The following is a 15,638-nucleotide window of genomic DNA, read 5'->3' on the forward strand; positions in this document are numbered from 1 at the left end:
GCCTGCGTCGCCCGCGCCGTTGCTGGAGAACTCGTTGAAACCCTCATCCCCAAGTTTGAGCCGCCGCAGCTTTTCGCTGGCGGCCGCATCCGCAGTGCTTGCCGCCTGCACCACGACCAACGGCAAACTCAATGGCGCGCCCATCACCGCGACGCCCGCCGTTGCGCCGCCTGAAAAAGCGCAACAGAAACCGGTTCGCGTCGCGCTCGCTCTCGGCGGCGGCGCCGCGCGCGGCTTTGCGCACATCGGCGTGATCAAGGCGCTCGAGGCGCGCAATATCCAGATCGACCTGATCGCCGGCACGAGCGCCGGCTCCGTGGTCGGCGCGCTGTACGCGTCGGGCATGAACGGTTTCGCGCTGAACAAGCTCGCGCTGTCGATGGACGAAGCGTCGATCAGCGACTGGGCGATGCCGTTTCGTACGCGCGGCTTCCTCCAGGGCGTCGCGCTGCAGAACTACCTGAACACGACGCTGAACAACCGCCCGATCGAGAAGATGGCGAGGCCCCTCGGCGTAGTCGCGACCGATCTGCAAACCGGCCAGCCGATCCTGTTCCAGCGCGGCAACACTGGCACCGCGGTGCGCGCGTCGTGCAGCGTGCCGTCGATTTTCGAGCCGGTGAAGATCGGCGGCCACGAGTATGTGGATGGGGGTCTCGTGAGCCCCGTACCGGCGTCGTTCGCGCGCAAGATGGGCGGGGATTTCGTCATCGCCGTCGATATCTCGCAGCGGCCGGAGACTGGCCTCACCACGAGCTCGTTCGACGTGCTGATGCAGACCTTCACGATCATGGGCCAGACGATCAAGGCCTACGAGCTCGACAAGTACGCCGACGTGGTGATCCGGCCGAATCTCGCGGCGATGAGCGGCAGTGATTTCTCACAGCGCAACGCGGCGATCCTCGCCGGCGAGGAAGCGGTCGCGAAGATGATGCCGGAATTGCAGCGCAAGCTCGCCGCGCGGCGCATGGGCGCCTGAAAACCTCGTGGCGCACAGTCGCCGTGCGCCACCAGGGCAAAACTCGCGCATCAAATGCAAAAAGCCTGCTTCGAACGAAGCAGGCTTTTTTATCGCCGGACTCAGCGCGGAATTAGTTATTTCCGCTGATCGTCGCGGTCACGCGCTTGCGCAGATCGTCGGCCTGATACGAAGTCTCGATCCGACGCGCACCCGTGAAGCGCTTTTCCCAGTAGCCGTCATCCATGTCGTCGACGCGGATCGTGCTGCCGGTGGACGGCGAGTGCACGAACTTGTTGTCGCCGATATAGATGCCGACGTGCGAGAACGTGCGGCGCATCGTATTGAAGAACACCAGATCGCCCGGCTTGAGGTCGCTGACGCGCACCTTCTCGCCCATCCGGCTCATTTCCTCGGCACGACGCGGCAGCGCGAGGCCGAGCGTGTCCTGGAACACGTAGCGCACGAAACCGCTGCAATCAAGCCCTGAATCTGGCGTATTGCCGCCCCAACGGTAGCGAACGCCGATCATGTTCAGCGCGCCGACCACCACGTCACCCGCTTTGCCGGCCATACCGGAAAGGAAGGATTTGGCGCCGCTGCTCTCGGTGCTAGCAGCCTTGGGTTGGGGAGTGAGGAGGGAGAGAGGATCCGAGCCGTTGGTGGTCGGATACGAGGCATTCTGATTAAAACCGCTTACTTCATCGGCGAATGCGCCGGGAGCTGCTGCCATCAAGACGCCAGTGAACATCCCGGCGACGACGCGCGTGCAAGCCTGGGTGAAGTTTCTGTGCTGCATTGGTCGGTAGTTTTTGCCAAAAAATCAGACGTCTACGAAAAAGTTTGGTCGATACTAGCCAGTAAGTATTTGCGTGTCAAAAGGAATAGAAAAAATCAATCGAGACGCGCACTCAATTGGTGAAATGGTGAAAAATCAACGATCAAGCGCCGCTTTCAGCAGCTTTCTAGTGTAAGGATGCGCGGGTGTCGCAAAAATTTTCTCGACTTCGCCGGTCTCGACGATCGATCCGTTTTGCATCACCACCACGCGGTGCGCCATCGCCCCGATCACCTCCAGATCGTGACTGATGAACACGAAGCCGAGGTTGTACTTGTGCTGCAAACCGGTGAGCAGCTTGAGCACCTGCTGCTGAATCGAGACGTCGAGCGCGCTGGTCGGTTCGTCGAGGATCAGCACGCGCGGCTCGAGTACCAGCGCGCGCGCGATCGCGATGCGCTGCCGCTGCCCGCCCGAAAACTCATGCGGATAGCGATACAGCGCGGTGCGGTCGATGCCGACTTCACGCAGCACCGCGAGCACCTTGTCGCGCCGCGCCCGCGGCGTCATCTGCGGCCGATGCAGCGCGAGCCCCTCGCCGACGATCCGCTCGATCGTCTGCCGCGGCGAAAGCGAACTAAAAGGGTCTTGAAAGACAACCTGCATATTCGAGCGCAGCGCGGTCTTTTCGGCGCCGCGATAGCTCGCGAGCGCCCTGCCCTGAAACTGGATCTCGCCGTGCGCGGTGCGCTGCAGACCGAGCAGCGCCATCGCGAGTGTCGACTTGCCCGACCCTGATTCGCCGACGATCCCGAGCGTCTCGCCCTGGCGTACCGACACGTTCGCCGAGTCGACCGCACGAAACCGCCCCGCGCCGAACCAGCCGCGCAGGCCCGGCAGCTTCGTTTTGAAGTCGACCGACACATCGCGAGCTTCGAGCAGCACCGGCGAGATCGGCAGCACTGGCGCGACCTCGCGTTGCGGCCGGCTGGCGAGCAGGCGCTGGGTATACGGATGGCGCGGCGCCTCGAAGACCTGCTCGACCGTGCCGGTTTCGACCAGCACCCCCCGCTCCATCACCGCGACGCGCTGCGCGAAGTGACGCACCAGGTTCAGGTCGTGCGTGATCAGCAGCACGGCCATGCCGCGCTTTTGCGCTTCGTCGCGCTGCAACTCGAGCAGCAGTTCGACGATCTGCGCGCGAATCGTCACGTCGAGCGCAGTGGTCGGCTCGTCGGCGAGCAACAGGCGCGGCCGGCAGGCGAGCGCCATCGCGATCATCGCGCGCTGCCGCTGGCCGCCCGACAGCTGATGTGGATAGCTGTTGACGCGCTTCTCCGGTTCGGTGATGCCGGTGCGCGCAAGCAACGCGACGGCACGCCGGCACGCCTCGGCCACGCTGACGCCGTCATGCACGACGATCGTCTCGGCAATCTGGTCGCCGATCGTGTACAGCGGGTTGAGCGCGGTCATCGGCTCCTGGAAGATCATCGCGATGTCCGAGCCGCGCAGGCCGCGCATCGAGCGCTCGCTCTTCGCGAGCAGATCTTCACCATCGAAGCGGATCGCGCCGCTCACCTGCGCGTCGTTCAGCAGGCGCAGCACCGACAGCGCGGTCACGCTCTTGCCCGAACCCGACTCGCCGACGAGCGCGACGCGCTCGCCGCGCGCGATCGCGAGCGTGACGTCGTCGACGGCCACCGTGTCGCCGAACGCGACGCGCAGATGGTCGAGTTCGAGCAGCGGCATATCCGTCGATGGCGGATCGATTTGCGGCAGCGCGCTCATTGGCCACCTCCGGCGTGTATCGCATCGGAGATACGCGTGTCGAGCGCGTTGCGCAGCGCGTCGCCCATGAAGGTCAATAGCAACAGCATCGCCACCAGCACGCCGAAGGTCGACATGGAGATCCACCATGCGTCGAGATTCGCCTTGCCCTGAGCGAGCAACTCGCCCAAGCTCGGCGTCGGCGGCGGCACGCCGAGGCCGAGGAAGTCGAGACTCGTCAGCGCGAGAATCGCGCTGCTCATGCTGAACGGCAGGAACGTGATGACCGGCGTCAGACTGTTGGGCAACACATGACGCCACATGATCTGCCAATGCGACAGGCCCATCGCGCGCGCGGCGCGCACATAATCCTGCTGGCGATTGCGCAGGAATTCGGCGCGCACGTAATCGGACAGTCCGATCCAGTTGAACAGCGACAGCAGCACGATCAAGAGCGCAAAGCTGCGCTCGAAGATCGACGAAAAGATGATCAGCAGATAAAGCTGAGGCATCGCGTTCCAGACTTCGATCAACCGCTGCCCGACGATATCCGTTCGGCCCCCGAAGTAGCCTTGCACCGCCCCGGCAACGATGCCGACTATCGTGCTGATCACGGTCAGCACGAGGCCGAACACGACCGACACGCCGAAGCCGTACAGCAGACGCGCGAACAGATCGCGGCCGCGGTCGTCGGTACCGAGCCAGTTTTCGCGCGACGGCGGCGCCGGGTTGGGCGCCTTCGAGAAGTAGTTGAGCGTGTCGTAGTAGTAATGATTCGGCGGATACAGCGCGAAGTTGCCCGGCGCGTCGAAGCGGTGACGGATGTACGGATCGAGGTAATCGGTCGGCGTCGGGAAGTCGCCACCGAAGGTGGTCTCGGCGTAGGTCTTCACGAGCGGAAAATAGAGATGACCGTCATAGCGCACGACGACCGGCTTGTCGTTCGACCACAGCGGCCCCACGAGGCTCGCCGCGAACGCGACGACGAAGATGACCAGGCTCCAGTAGCCGAGACGCTGCTGGCGAAACCGCTGCCACACGCGACGCGCCGGCGACGGCGACATCAGTGCGCGCGCGGGTTCGGTGCGTGCCGCCGCATCGGCGGAAAGGCGGGCTCGATTCATCAGCGCTCCAGTTGTTCGAATTGGATGCGGGGATCGACCCACACGTAACACAGGTCGGAGATCAGTCGCGTGACGAGGCCGATCAGCGTGAACAGATACAGCGTGCCGAGCACGACCGGATAGTCGCGCCGCATCACCGATTCATACGACAGCAAGCCGAGCCCGTCGAGAGAGAACAGCGTTTCGATCAGCAGGCTGCCGGTGAAGAACGCGCCGATGAAAGCACCCGGGAAATTGACGATCAGCGGCAGTAGCGCATTACGAAACACGTGCTTCCACAACACGCGCCGCTCGGACAAACCTTTCGCGCGCGCGGTCAGCACGTACTGCTTGCGGATTTCGTCGAGGAACGCGTTTTTCGTCAGCATCGTGACGACCGCGAAGCTGCCCACTACCGACGCCGTGATCGGCAACGTGATATGCCACAGATAGTCGAGGATTTTGCCGATGAGGCTCAGCTGGTCCCAGTTGTCGGACGTGAGGTTGCGCAGCGGAAACAGCTGCAGGAACGTGCCGCCGCCGAACAGCACGAGCAGCAGCACGCCGAGCACGAAGCCCGGAATCGCGTAGCCGACCAGCACGACGAGGCTCGTCGCGATATCGAAGTGCGAGCCGTTGCGCACCGCCTTCGCGATGCCGAGCGGCACCGATATCAGATAGGTCAGAAAGAACGTCCACAGGCCGATGCTGATCGACACCGGCAGCTTCGACACGATCAGCGACCACACGCTCTGATGCCGGAAATAGCTCTGGCCGAGATCGAAGGTCGCGAAGCGCTTGAGCATCAGCCCGTAGCGTTCGAGCGGCGGCTTGTCGAAACCGTACAGCTGCTTCAGTTGCGCGATCTGCTGCGCATCGACGCCGCTATGCGAACGCAAACCGAACGGCGAGGCGCCCTCCGCGCCCTTGCGCAGTTCGTGCTGCATCTGCTCGACGGGGCCGCCCGGCACGAACTGGATCACGACGAAGGTCAGCGTCAGCACGCCGAGCAGCGTCGGGATCATCAGCAGCAGGCGTTTGAGGATGTAGCTCCACATAGGCGGTGTTCCAGTGCGAACGCGTTGGTGGGGGCGATGGGTCTGCGGATCAGTCGGCGCTGGCCGTGTGCGCATGCGCTTGCGGATCTTCGTACCACCACATCGTCGTGATCCAGCCCTCCGCGCCATAGTACAGCGGCAAAGTCTTCGGCCACGCGAGTCCGCGCTTGTAGGCGACGCGATGCGTGCCGCTGTACCAGTGCGGCACCACATAGTAGCCATGCATCAGCAGACGGTCGAGCGCGTGCGCAGCGTCGGTCAGCTGCTCGCGTGATTGCGCGTGTACGAGCGCGTTCAACACCGCGTCGACGGCCGGCGACTTCAGGCCGATCGCGTTGTCCGAGCCGGGGGTATCGGCGGCCTTGCTGCCGAAGCGGGTGATCTGCTCGGAGCCCGGCACCTGCACGTCGGGCATCCGAATCGTCGTTACGTCGAAATCGAATGCGTCGAGCCGCTTCTGATAGACCGCGAAGTCGGTAGTGCGGAAGTTCACGGTAATGCCGAGCTTCTGCAGATTGCGCGTGAAAGTCGCGATGATCGGCTCCATCGACGAGGCCGAACCCGCGTCGTCGAGTATCTCGAACTGGAACGGCTCGCCCTTGGCGTTGCGCAGCGCGCCGTCCCGATAGGTCCAGCCGGCCTGCTGCAGCAGATCGCGTGCCTCTAGCAGATTCGCGCGCAGCGTGCCGGGCGGATCGGTATCGGGCTGCTTCGGCAGCGGCCCGAATACCGCCGGGTCGAGCTGGGCGCGAAACGGCTCGAGCAGCGCGAGTTCGCCGGGCGACGGCAGCCCCTTCGCCTGCCATTCGGTATTGGCGAAATAGCTATCAATGCGCGTGTACTGGCTGAAAAACAGCTGGCGGTTCAGCCATTGAAAGTCGAGCGCGAGATCGAGCGCCTTGCGCACCCGCACGTCCTGGAACAGCGGCCGGCGCGTGTTCAGGAAAAAGCCCTGCATGCCGGTGCCGTTGTGCTGCGCAAACTCGCGCTTGATCAACTCGCCGCTGTCGAACCTCTTGCCGACGTCACGCCGCACCCAGTTACGCGCGATGTATTCGACCAGCGCGTCGTACTCGCCCGCCTTGAACGCCTCCAGCCGCGCGGTGCTATCCGCATACAGCTTGTAGACGATGCGATCGAAGTTGTACATGCCGACGCGCACCGGCAGATCGGCGCCCCAGTAGTTCGGGTCGCGCTTAAACGTGATCGTGCGGCCGTTGTCGAAGCTGTCGATCAGATACGGCCCGCTGCCGATCGGCTTTTCGAACGCAAGCTGATCGAACGGAACGCGGCTGCCGTCGGGCTTCAACCCCCACTTGCGCGAGAACACCGGCATGCTGCCCGCGAGCAGCGGCAACTCGCGATTGCGCTCGCGAAACTCGAAGCGCACTGTGGCCGGATCGACGACGACCGCGCCCTTGATCTCGCTGAAAAGCGATGCGAACTGCGGCGCGGCCTGCGGGCTCTTCAGCGTATCGAGCGAGAACTTGACGTCGTCGGCGGTCACGGGCTCGCCATTCGAAAAGCGCGCGCGCGAATTAATGCGGAACGTGACCGACAGGCCGTCGGGCGCGACGACGATGTCGTCGGCGAGCAGCCCATAAGCCGACGCGACTTCGTCGCTGCTGCCGATCGTCAGGCTCTCGAACATCAATTCGAGGCCCGGCGCCGCATTGCCGCGCAGCGTGAATGGATTGAACTTGTCGAAGCTCGTCAGACGGCTCGGGTTCGCGAGCACGAGCGTGCCGCCTTTCGGAGCATCGGGATTGACGTAGTCGAAGTGTCTGAAGCCGGCCGGATATTTCGGCTCGCCGTATTGCGCGATCGCATGGGCGGCATGCGCATGCGGCGCCGCGAGCAGACTCGCGCACAGCAGCGCGACGGCGAACGCGGCGCGCAAGGGTCCGTGGAGCACGCTGTGTCGAAGTCCCTGAGGCGTTTGAACCCGTCGCGAGCCAGTTGTCATGGAGTCGTGCTGGTAAGTGGGCAGTGGCGATGTGGGGGATTCTACCCAATTAGCTTGCGCGATCCGGCGGGCGACTGCGACGAAACGCATCAGTTATCGATGTTTCAGCGCAGAAAACAAAAACCGCCCTCGAAGGGCGGTTCTGATGTCGCAGCAGCCAGCTAGCGCGCCGCGGTGCCGGCTCAGTGCCAGCCGCGATGCTGGTCATAGTGACCGCGCCAATAGTCGCCGTGGCCCGGCGGATGATGGCGATACCAGTCGTCGCGCGCCCAGTAGCGACTGCCATCCCAGTAACGGTCGCCATGCCAGCCGATCACGATCTGCGGACCGCCGTAGTACACGGGAGCCGGCTGATAGACGACGGGAGGCGGCGGAGGCGGCGGCGGTGCGTAGACCGGAGCCGGTGCGACGTAGACCGGCGCGGGAATGCCGATATTGACTCCGACGTTGAGCCCCGCGGCCATCGCGGCACCCGATGCAGCCAACGTGAACACCCCGAGCATCAGCGGAACCAGACGAACGGACTTCATTGATCACCTTTGTACGAACATGTTTTGTTGGCGGAAATATAACGCAAGGCAGCAACACGCGTATTTCAACTTTGTAATAACTGATGCTGAAAATCGCCTGACCGACTGCGGCGTAATGTCTGGTTACATCCGCCATACGGCGGTGAAAAAACGCTTCCGGCGGGGCCGGCGGCAGAGGTCTGGCCGGCTTACCGCAAACGAACATTCCATGTTCGAAAGAACATTCACGCTCGCATTTCGGATCGCAGTCATCCGATCACCTTTCAAAAATTCTGACAAAGATTATCGAATTACCTCGAAAAATCAATGAAAATGCCGCCTGAGCTATGGTTTTCCCGAATATCAAGCCGGGTTCCAAGTGGTAGGATGACTTCAATAAATGTTCGAATTCGCGCATTTCCGAGCGCCGCCTCGGAAGCAACCGCTCAATGCGCCACGGAGACTGATTTTGAAAACGATCAAGGGATTGCGCTGGTGGATCATCGCCCTCGTTTGCGTTGGGACGATCGTCAACTATCTGTCGCGCAACGCGCTCGGCGTGATGGCGCCCGAGCTGATGAAGCTGCTGCACATGAATACGCGGCAGTACTCGTACGTGGTCGGCGCGTTCCAGGTCGGCTATACGGTGATGCAGCCCGTCTGCGGGCTGATCATCGATCTGATCGGCCTACGCCTCGGTTTCGCATTGTTCGCGTGCCTGTGGTCGCTGACCGGCGTGTTCCATAGCTTCGCGGGCAGCTGGCTTTCGCTCGCCGCGTTGCGCGGCTTCATGGGTCTGTCCGAAGCGGTCGCGATTCCGGCTGGCATGAAGGTCGTCGCCGAATGGTTTCCCGATCGCGAGAAATCCGTCGCGGTCGGCTATTTCAACGCGGGCACCTCGTTCGGCTCGCTGCTCGCGCCGCCCCTCGTCGTGTTCCTGTCGCTGCGCTACGGCTGGCAGAGCGCGTTTGCAGTGACCGGCGCGCTCGGCTTCTTCTGGGCCGCCGCATGGTTCGTGCTGTACCGCTCGCCCACCGAGCACAAGCGCGTGAGTGACGCCGAGCGCACGGCGATCGTCGAAGGCCAGGCACCGCCCGCGGCACGCCGCGCGAGCGTGCGTGAAGTACTGCGCACGCGCCGTTTCTGGGCGATCGCGCAGGCACGCTTTTTTGCCGAACCCGCGTGGCAAACGTTCAGCTTCTGGATTCCGCTCTATCTCGCCACGCAGCGTCATATGGATCTGAAGCAAATCGCTCTGTTCGCGTGGCTGCCGTTTCTCGCCGCGGACCTCGGCGGCCTGTTCGGCGGCTATCTGTCGCCGTTCCTAATGAAGCATTTTCGCGTGCCGCTGATCTGGTCGCGCATCTCGGGCGTGGTGCTCGGCGCGCTGATGATGCTCGGCCCGGCGTCGATCGGTCTCGTCGCGTCGCCGTACCAGGCGATCGCCCTCTTCTGCGTCGGCGGCTTCGCGCACCAGATGATCTCGGCGCTCGTCAACACGCTCGCCGCCGACGTATTCGATCCCGGCGAGGTCGGCACCGTCGCCGGCTTCGCGGGCATGGCCGCGTGGATCGGCGGCCTCGGCTTCTCGCTGATGGTCGGCGCGCTCGCCGATTCGATCGGCTACACGCCGCTGTTCGGCGCGCTCGGCGCGTTCGACATCATCGGCGCGGCGCTGCTGATCATCCTGATGCGCGGTGTGCCGCGCCACGGCCGCGCGCGCCGCGCCGACCTGAGCGTCAACACCGCTACCTGATCTCCCTCGAAGACTCGTCATGCGTTCACAGATCAATCTCAAACATCCGCCGCGCTTCGCACTTGCTTCCAACGCTGGCAACCCCGCGGCCAACCCGGTCGTGCTGAGCGCGCAGCCGAATTGCCGCATCGAGCTATTCGTGCTCGCCGAGGACATCATCCGCGTGCTCGTGCTGCCGGACGGCGAAACGCACGGTCCGCGCACGTGGGCGATCGCGCCCGGCGCGGACGACGTGCCGCTCGAAGGCCGCGAGCGCCGCGACCTGAGCGGCTTTATGCCGCCGCCGTTCACGGTGAACGAAGCAGCCGGCCACGTGGCGATCGAAACGGCGCGCGTACGCGTGAGCGTCACGCTCGAAGGCGGCGCCTGCGCATGGGACATCCTGCACGAAGGCACGTGGCATCGCGTAATGTGCGATCGCAAGACCCAGGCGTACAACTTCGGCTGGTGGGACTCGCGCGTCTATCACTACGTCGAGCGGCGCCGCGACGAAATGTACGTGGGCCTCGGCGAGCGTGCCGGCTCGCTCGATCGCGCGCAGCAAAGCTACGAGATGCGCAACATCGACGCGATGGGCTACAGCGCACGCACCACGGACCCGCTATACAAACACATCCCGTTCTACGTGACGTGGCAGCCGCAGACGTCGACCGGCTTTGGCCTGTTCTACGACACGCTCGCCGATTGCCGCTTCGACATGGGCCGTGAGCTCGACAACTATCACGGTCACTATCGGCACTTCATCGCCGAGCATGGCGATCTCGACTACTACTTCATCGCGTCGCCCGGCTCGCCGCTCGACGCGGTGCGCCGCTTCACGTGGCTCACCGGACGTCCCGCGTGGATGCCGAAGTGGGGCCTCGGCTACTCGGGCTCGACGATGAGCTACACCGACGCACCGGACGCGCAACAGCAGATGGGCGAATTCATCGAGCGCTGCCGCGAGCACGACGTGCTGTGCGACTCGTTCCATCTGTCATCGGGCTATACGTCGATCGGGCCGAAGCGCTACGTGTTCAACTGGAACCACGAGAAGTTTCCGGACATCGAAGGCTTCGTGCAGAGCTATCTCGATCACGGCGTGCGTCTGTGCGCGAACATCAAGCCGTGTCTGCTGCAGGATCACCCCGCGTTCGACGACGTCGCGCAGGCCGGCCTGTTGATCGAAGCGCCCGACGGCGAGCCCGCATGGGTGCAGTTCTGGGACGAAGTCGGCGCGTATCTCGACTTCACGAATCCCGCGACGATCGACTGGTGGAAGGCGCGCGTGAAGGACGCGCTGCTCGAATATGGCATCGCGGCCACCTGGAACGACAACAACGAGTTCGAGATCTGGTCGCCGCATGCAATTGCGCACGGCTTCGGCAAGCCGTATCCGGCACATCAGGCTAAGGTGCTGCAAACGCAGCTGATGATGCGCGCGTCGCACGACGCGCAGCGCGAGCATGCGCCCGATAAGCGTCCGTTCCTCGTATCGCGCTCGGGCGGCGTGGGCATGCATCGTTATGTACAGACGTGGTCGGGCGACAACTACACGTCGTGGGAAACGCTGCGCTTCAATCTGAAGATGGGCCTCGGGCTCGCGATGTCGGGCGTGTCGAATAGCGGCCATGACATCGGCGGCTTCTCGGGTCCGGCGCCGCAGCCGGAGCTGTTCGCGCGCTGGGTCGCGTTCGGCATTTTCCTGCCGCGCTTTTCGATTCACTCGTGGAACGACGACGGCACCGTCAACGAGCCGTGGATGCATCCGGAAGTCACGCGGCACGTGGCGGACCTGATCAAGCTGCGCTATCGGCTGATCCCTTACCTGTACGAGCTGCTGTGGCAATCGCATAGCGCGTACGAACCGGTGCTGCGGCCGCTGTTCGCGGAGTTTCCGCGCGATCCGCGCTGCCTCGTCGACGGCGACGACATGATGCTCGGCTCGTCGATGCTGGTCGCGCCGGTGGTCGATCCGGCCCGGAGCACGCGCGACGTGTATCTGCCCGCCGGTTCGCGCTGGGTGTCGTACTGGAGCGGCGAAGCATTCGACGGCGGCCAGACCGTCACGCTGCCCGCGCCTATCGAGCGGCCGGTGTTCCTGCTGCGCGAAGGCAGCGTGATTCCGCTCAACATCGCCGAGCAGCATTTCGGCCGCCCCGCCGACGAGCGCGCATTCCTCGCAGTGCCACATGCCGGCGCGGGCACCGCGCAAGGCGGCTCGATCGAGGACGACGGCGAGACCGAAGCCTGGCGCAATGGCGAGCAAGGACGCTGGAACGTCACGCTGACGGGTGACGCAAACACGTTGCGCGTGACGCTCGAGCGTCCGCAATGGAAGCATCGCACGCAGCTGCAAGTGCGTGTGTTCGTGCCGATGCATGAGACACGCGCGATCGCCTGCACGAACGGCACGCTCGACGCCGACCACACCGCAAACGGCTGGCGCTGCCTGACGATTTCGCTGCCGCACTGACACACAAAAGCACCGACTCGCGCTACTAGGCACTGAACGACACACCGCACCGGCCTGAGGGATCAGGCCGTCCCTTCAGTCTGGAGACATCCCAATCATGAAAATCAGCCAGCGCGCGCGCACCCGCGCGTTCGTCCTCTGCTGCCTGCCGTTCGCGGGCGCCGCGTTATCGACCAGCGCGTCTGCGCAAAGCAGCGTCGCGTTGTACGGCGTCGTCGACAATGCGTTCGCCTATGCCAGCAACCAGAAGGGGCATTCGAACTTCTACATGAGCCAGGGCAATCTGCAGGCGAGCAAGTTCGGCTTCCTCGGCTCGGAAGATCTCGGCAGTGGCACGAAGGCGATCTTCCGGCTCGAGAGCGGCTTCAATTCGCTGACCGGCGCGCAAAGCACCGCGGGTTACCTGTTCAACCGCCAGGCCTACATCGGCCTCGCGAACGACCGCTACGGCACCGTGACGCTCGGTCGCCAGTACACGCCGTACTTCCAGATGGTCGGCGCGCTCGGACCGACCGGCGTGCTGACCGGCGCGACCGGCGCACACCCGGGCGATCTCGACGCCCTCGACACGACGCTGCGCTTCAACAATTCGGTTACCTATCTATCACCGACGATCGCGGGCCTGCAGGCAAGTGCGCAGTACGGCCTCGGTGGCGTGCCCGGCAGCGTCGCGAACGGCAGCCTGTTCAGCGCGGCACTGCGCTATGACTTCCAGCCGGTATCGCTCGCAGCCGGCTACGTGAAGCTGAAGGACATCGCGACGAGCGCGGCGCTCGGCAGCTTCGCGATCAACTCGCCGGTCAACAACGGTTATGCGAGCGCGCGCAGCGCGCAGTTGTTCGCGGCGGCGGGCCGCTACACGTGGCACGATCTGATGGTGGGCGTCAACTACTCGAATGTGCAGTACGCGCCGGGCCACGGCTCGCTGTTCTTCGACAAGGCCGTGTTCACCACGTACGGCGCGATCGCGACGTACCGGATCACACCGAGCGTGACCGTCGGCGGCGGCTATAGCTTCACGCAGGCAAGCCAGGCGAATGGCATCACTGACCCGGCGCACTATCATCAGATCTCGCTCGAACAGACTTATAGCCTGTCGACGCGCACCACGCTGTACGCGCTCGAGGCCTATCAGCATGCGGGCGGCAAGTCGCTGATCGCGTCGGGCAGCGGCGTGACCATCGCCGATGCGGTCGCGGTGGTCGGCGACTCGCAGAACACGACGCCGTCGTCGGGCCCGTCTCAGTTCGTCGGCATGGTGGGGTTGCGGCACGCGTTCTAGGCGACGCGTGTTCAGAGCGCCATGCAGTGATCAGGATGCCTGCATAACTGGCAGTGAGAGGAAACGAAACAGCGGTCGCCGAAAAACAAAAACCCCGCAGAGCCTAGACTCTGCGGGGTTTCGCCGCCATTGCTGGCGGAGACGGAGGGATTCGAACCCTCGATCCAGGTTTTGGCCCAGATGCTCCCTTAGCAGGGGAGTGCCTTCGACCTCTCGGCCACGTCTCCCAAACTTTCTGTCGCACAGGGAGTCAGTGCGACGAAGCCAAGATAATAGCGGGCCGGGCCGATAAGGTCAATGTCCAGCGAACATTTTTTGTGCCAACGAGGTGTCTCGCGACGCAAATCGTTCACATGAACGCCACAAAACAAACGGGGCGCTCTAGAGCGCCCCGTTTTTTACACAATTTATGCCTGATCGAGTTCGAAGGCCTTATGCAGCGCGCGCACTGCGAGCTCCATGTACTTTTCGTCGATCAGTACCGAAATCTTGATTTCGGAAGTGGAGATCATCTGAATGTTGATGCCCTCTTCCGACAGCGTGCGGAACATCTTGCTCGCGATGCCGACGTGCGAGCGCATCCCAACGCCGACCACCGACACCTTCGACACCTTCGGGTCGCCCAGCACCTGCTCAGCCTGCACGTGCGCCTTCACCGTGCCGGTGAGGATTTCCATTGCACGCGCATAGTCGCCGCGGCCAACCGTGAACGTGAACGCTGTCTTGCCCTCGACGCTCTGGTTCTGAATGATCATGTCGACGTCGATATTCGCGTCCGCCACCGGGCCGAGAATCTGATACGCGATGCCCGGCTTGTCGGGCACGCCCATCACGGCGATACGAGCTTCGTCGCGCTGGAACGCGATGCCCGAGATGACTGCTTTTTCCATGGTCTCGTCTTCTTCAAAAGTAATCAGGGTGCCGGACTTCATTTCGTCGTCGAGCGGCATCAGCGGATCGGTCAGGCTCGACAGCACGCGCGTCTTCACCTGATATTTGCCGGCGAATTCCACCGAGCGGATCTGCAGCACCTTCGAACCCAGGCTGGCCATTTCCAGCATTTCTTCGAACGTCACGCGGTCGAGCCGGCGCGCTTCTTCAACGACGCGCGGGTCCGTCGTGTACACACCGTCGACGTCCGTGTAGATCAGGCACTCGTCGGCCTTCAGCGCGGCCGCGACCGCGACCGCCGAGGTGTCCGAGCCGCCGCGGCCGAGCGTCGTGATGTGGCCGTCGGGGTCGATACCCTGGAAGCCGGTGATCACGACCACCCTACCGGCCGCGAGGTCTTGCTTGACGCGCTCGCCGTCGATGTCGCTGATGCGCGCTTTCGTGAACGCGCTATCGGTTTTGACCGGCACCTGCCAGCCTGCGTAGCTGACCGCTTCGACGCCGGCTTCCTGCAGCGCGATCGCGAGCAGACCCGAGCTGACCTGCTCGCCGGTGGCGGCGATCATGTCGAGTTCACGCGGGCTCGGTTGAGTCGTGATTTCCTTCGCGAGGCCAAGCAGGCGATTGGTTTCGCCGGACATCGCCGAGGGCACGACGACCATCTGGTGGCCGGCCTTGTGCCATTTCGCGACTCGCTTGGCGACGTTCTTGATGCGCTCGACCGAGCCCATCGAGGTGCCGCCGTATTTGTGTACGATGAGTGCCATTGTCGTTCTGAACTGGAAGATAAACCGCGCTGGCGCGCTGGAGACGACCGCACAGAAAGCACAGGGGCGCAACGTCTCGTGAACGGCGGCAAAGTGTGTGGCGGCGTAGATGCAGCACGCGTGCAGCACGCGCGGATTTGCCCGGGATGAAATCGCAAATGGCTGATCGGATTTGAACGGCGACGACGGATCACGCACGCCTGCCGGGACTAACGACCGATCGCGACAAAAGCGACGGCGAAATCGGGTCGGGCAAACAAGCTAAAGTACCTGATTAGGCGCAAAAAGACAAGACGCACAGAGCGTTCAAATGCGTCAAATCAGGCCCGCAATGGCCTGTTTTATCGT

The 15,638-nt window shown here is 63.5% G+C and carries 11 protein-coding genes and 1 tRNA gene; 4 read left to right on the top strand and 8 right to left on the bottom strand.

Annotated elements, in window-relative coordinates; genetic code table 11:
- The first annotated feature begins 34 nt into the window (after positions 1–34).
- Positions 35–979, top strand: a complete 945-nt coding sequence (locus AB3X86_RS04970) for a patatin-like phospholipase family protein (protein ID WP_176108255.1) — start codon at positions 35–37, stop codon at positions 977–979.
- 112 nt (positions 980–1,091) lie between these two features.
- Here AB3X86_RS04970 and AB3X86_RS04975 read toward each other — a convergent pair whose 3' ends face one another.
- From AB3X86_RS04975 to AB3X86_RS05000, 6 genes are all read right to left on the bottom strand, one after another.
- Positions 1,092–1,757 (bottom strand): C40 family peptidase, encoded by a 666-nt coding sequence (locus AB3X86_RS04975; protein ID WP_368595132.1) that lies wholly within the window; start codon positions 1,755–1,757, stop codon positions 1,092–1,094.
- A gap of 135 nt (positions 1,758–1,892) precedes the next feature.
- The gene (locus AB3X86_RS04980) at positions 1,893–3,524 is read right to left on the bottom strand and encodes an ABC transporter ATP-binding protein (protein ID WP_368595133.1); all 1,632 of its coding nucleotides are present in this window, start codon (positions 3,522–3,524) and stop codon (positions 1,893–1,895) included.
- Positions 3,521–4,627, bottom strand: a complete 1,107-nt coding sequence (locus tag AB3X86_RS04985) for an ABC transporter permease (RefSeq protein WP_176379186.1) — start codon at positions 4,625–4,627, stop codon at positions 3,521–3,523. Before AB3X86_RS04985 ends, AB3X86_RS04980 begins: the two co-directional genes overlap by 4 nt.
- Positions 4,627–5,664 carry a microcin C ABC transporter permease YejB gene (locus AB3X86_RS04990; protein ID WP_176126412.1) on the bottom strand — a complete coding sequence of 346 codons (1,038 nt, stop codon included), beginning with the start codon at positions 5,662–5,664 and terminating at the stop codon, positions 4,627–4,629. The genes AB3X86_RS04985 and AB3X86_RS04990 overlap by 1 nt, the downstream gene beginning before the upstream one ends.
- A gap of 49 nt (positions 5,665–5,713) precedes the next feature.
- Positions 5,714–7,630 (bottom strand): extracellular solute-binding protein, encoded by a 1,917-nt coding sequence (locus AB3X86_RS04995; protein WP_368595134.1) that lies wholly within the window; start codon positions 7,628–7,630, stop codon positions 5,714–5,716.
- A gap of 182 nt (positions 7,631–7,812) precedes the next feature.
- A complete protein-coding gene (locus AB3X86_RS05000; protein ID WP_176108249.1) occupies positions 7,813–8,160 on the bottom strand; it encodes a hypothetical protein in 348 nt (115 codons plus the stop codon).
- A 448-nt stretch (positions 8,161–8,608) separates the two neighbouring features.
- Here AB3X86_RS05000 and AB3X86_RS05005 point away from each other — a divergent pair, with 448 nt between their 5' ends.
- The 3 genes from AB3X86_RS05005 (at position 8,609) to AB3X86_RS05015 (ending at position 13,632) form a co-directional block, all read left to right on the top strand.
- Positions 8,609–9,895 (top strand): MFS transporter, encoded by a 1,287-nt coding sequence (locus AB3X86_RS05005; protein ID WP_368595135.1) that lies wholly within the window; start codon positions 8,609–8,611, stop codon positions 9,893–9,895.
- A 19-nt stretch (positions 9,896–9,914) separates the two neighbouring features.
- Positions 9,915–12,350 (top strand): TIM-barrel domain-containing protein, encoded by a 2,436-nt coding sequence (locus AB3X86_RS05010; protein ID WP_368595136.1) that lies wholly within the window; start codon positions 9,915–9,917, stop codon positions 12,348–12,350.
- A 97-nt stretch (positions 12,351–12,447) separates the two neighbouring features.
- Complete coding sequence (locus AB3X86_RS05015; protein WP_368595137.1) at positions 12,448–13,632, top strand: porin; 1,185 nt, start codon at positions 12,448–12,450, stop codon at positions 13,630–13,632.
- A 133-nt stretch (positions 13,633–13,765) separates the two neighbouring features.
- Here the strand turns inward: AB3X86_RS05015 and AB3X86_RS05020 are convergent.
- Positions 13,766–13,859: transfer RNA gene (locus AB3X86_RS05020), tRNA-Ser, on the bottom strand.
- A 180-nt stretch (positions 13,860–14,039) separates the two neighbouring features.
- The gene (locus AB3X86_RS05025; RefSeq protein ID WP_018435472.1) at positions 14,040–15,290 is read right to left on the bottom strand and encodes an aspartate kinase; all 1,251 of its coding nucleotides are present in this window, start codon (positions 15,288–15,290) and stop codon (positions 14,040–14,042) included.
- Positions 15,291–15,638 lie beyond the last annotated feature (348 nt).

Source organism: Paraburkholderia sp. BR14374, assembly GCF_040948685.1.
In the GTDB taxonomy this organism is placed as follows: Bacteria; Pseudomonadota; Gammaproteobacteria; order Burkholderiales; family Burkholderiaceae; genus Paraburkholderia; species Paraburkholderia youngii.

Coding starts and splice junctions, on each gene's coding strand:
- AB3X86_RS04975 (WP_368595132.1), bottom strand. CDS start 1,757: ATGCAGCACAGAAACTTCACCCAGGCTTGCACGCGCGTCGTCGCCGGG.
- AB3X86_RS04980 (WP_368595133.1), bottom strand. CDS start 3,524: ATGAGCGCGCTGCCGCAAATCGATCCGCCATCGACGGATATGCCGCTG.
- AB3X86_RS04985 (WP_176379186.1), bottom strand. CDS start 4,627: ATGAATCGAGCCCGCCTTTCCGCCGATGCGGCGGCACGCACCGAACCC.
- AB3X86_RS04990 (WP_176126412.1), bottom strand. CDS start 5,664: ATGTGGAGCTACATCCTCAAACGCCTGCTGCTGATGATCCCGACGCTG.
- AB3X86_RS04995 (WP_368595134.1), bottom strand. CDS start 7,630: ATGACAACTGGCTCGCGACGGGTTCAAACGCCTCAGGGACTTCGACAC.
- AB3X86_RS05000 (WP_176108249.1), bottom strand. CDS start 8,160: ATGAAGTCCGTTCGTCTGGTTCCGCTGATGCTCGGGGTGTTCACGTTG.
- AB3X86_RS05010 (WP_368595136.1), top strand. CDS start 9,915: ATGCGTTCACAGATCAATCTCAAACATCCGCCGCGCTTCGCACTTGCT.
- AB3X86_RS05015 (WP_368595137.1), top strand. CDS start 12,448: ATGAAAATCAGCCAGCGCGCGCGCACCCGCGCGTTCGTCCTCTGCTGC.
- AB3X86_RS05025 (WP_018435472.1), bottom strand. CDS start 15,290: ATGGCACTCATCGTACACAAATACGGCGGCACCTCGATGGGCTCGGTC.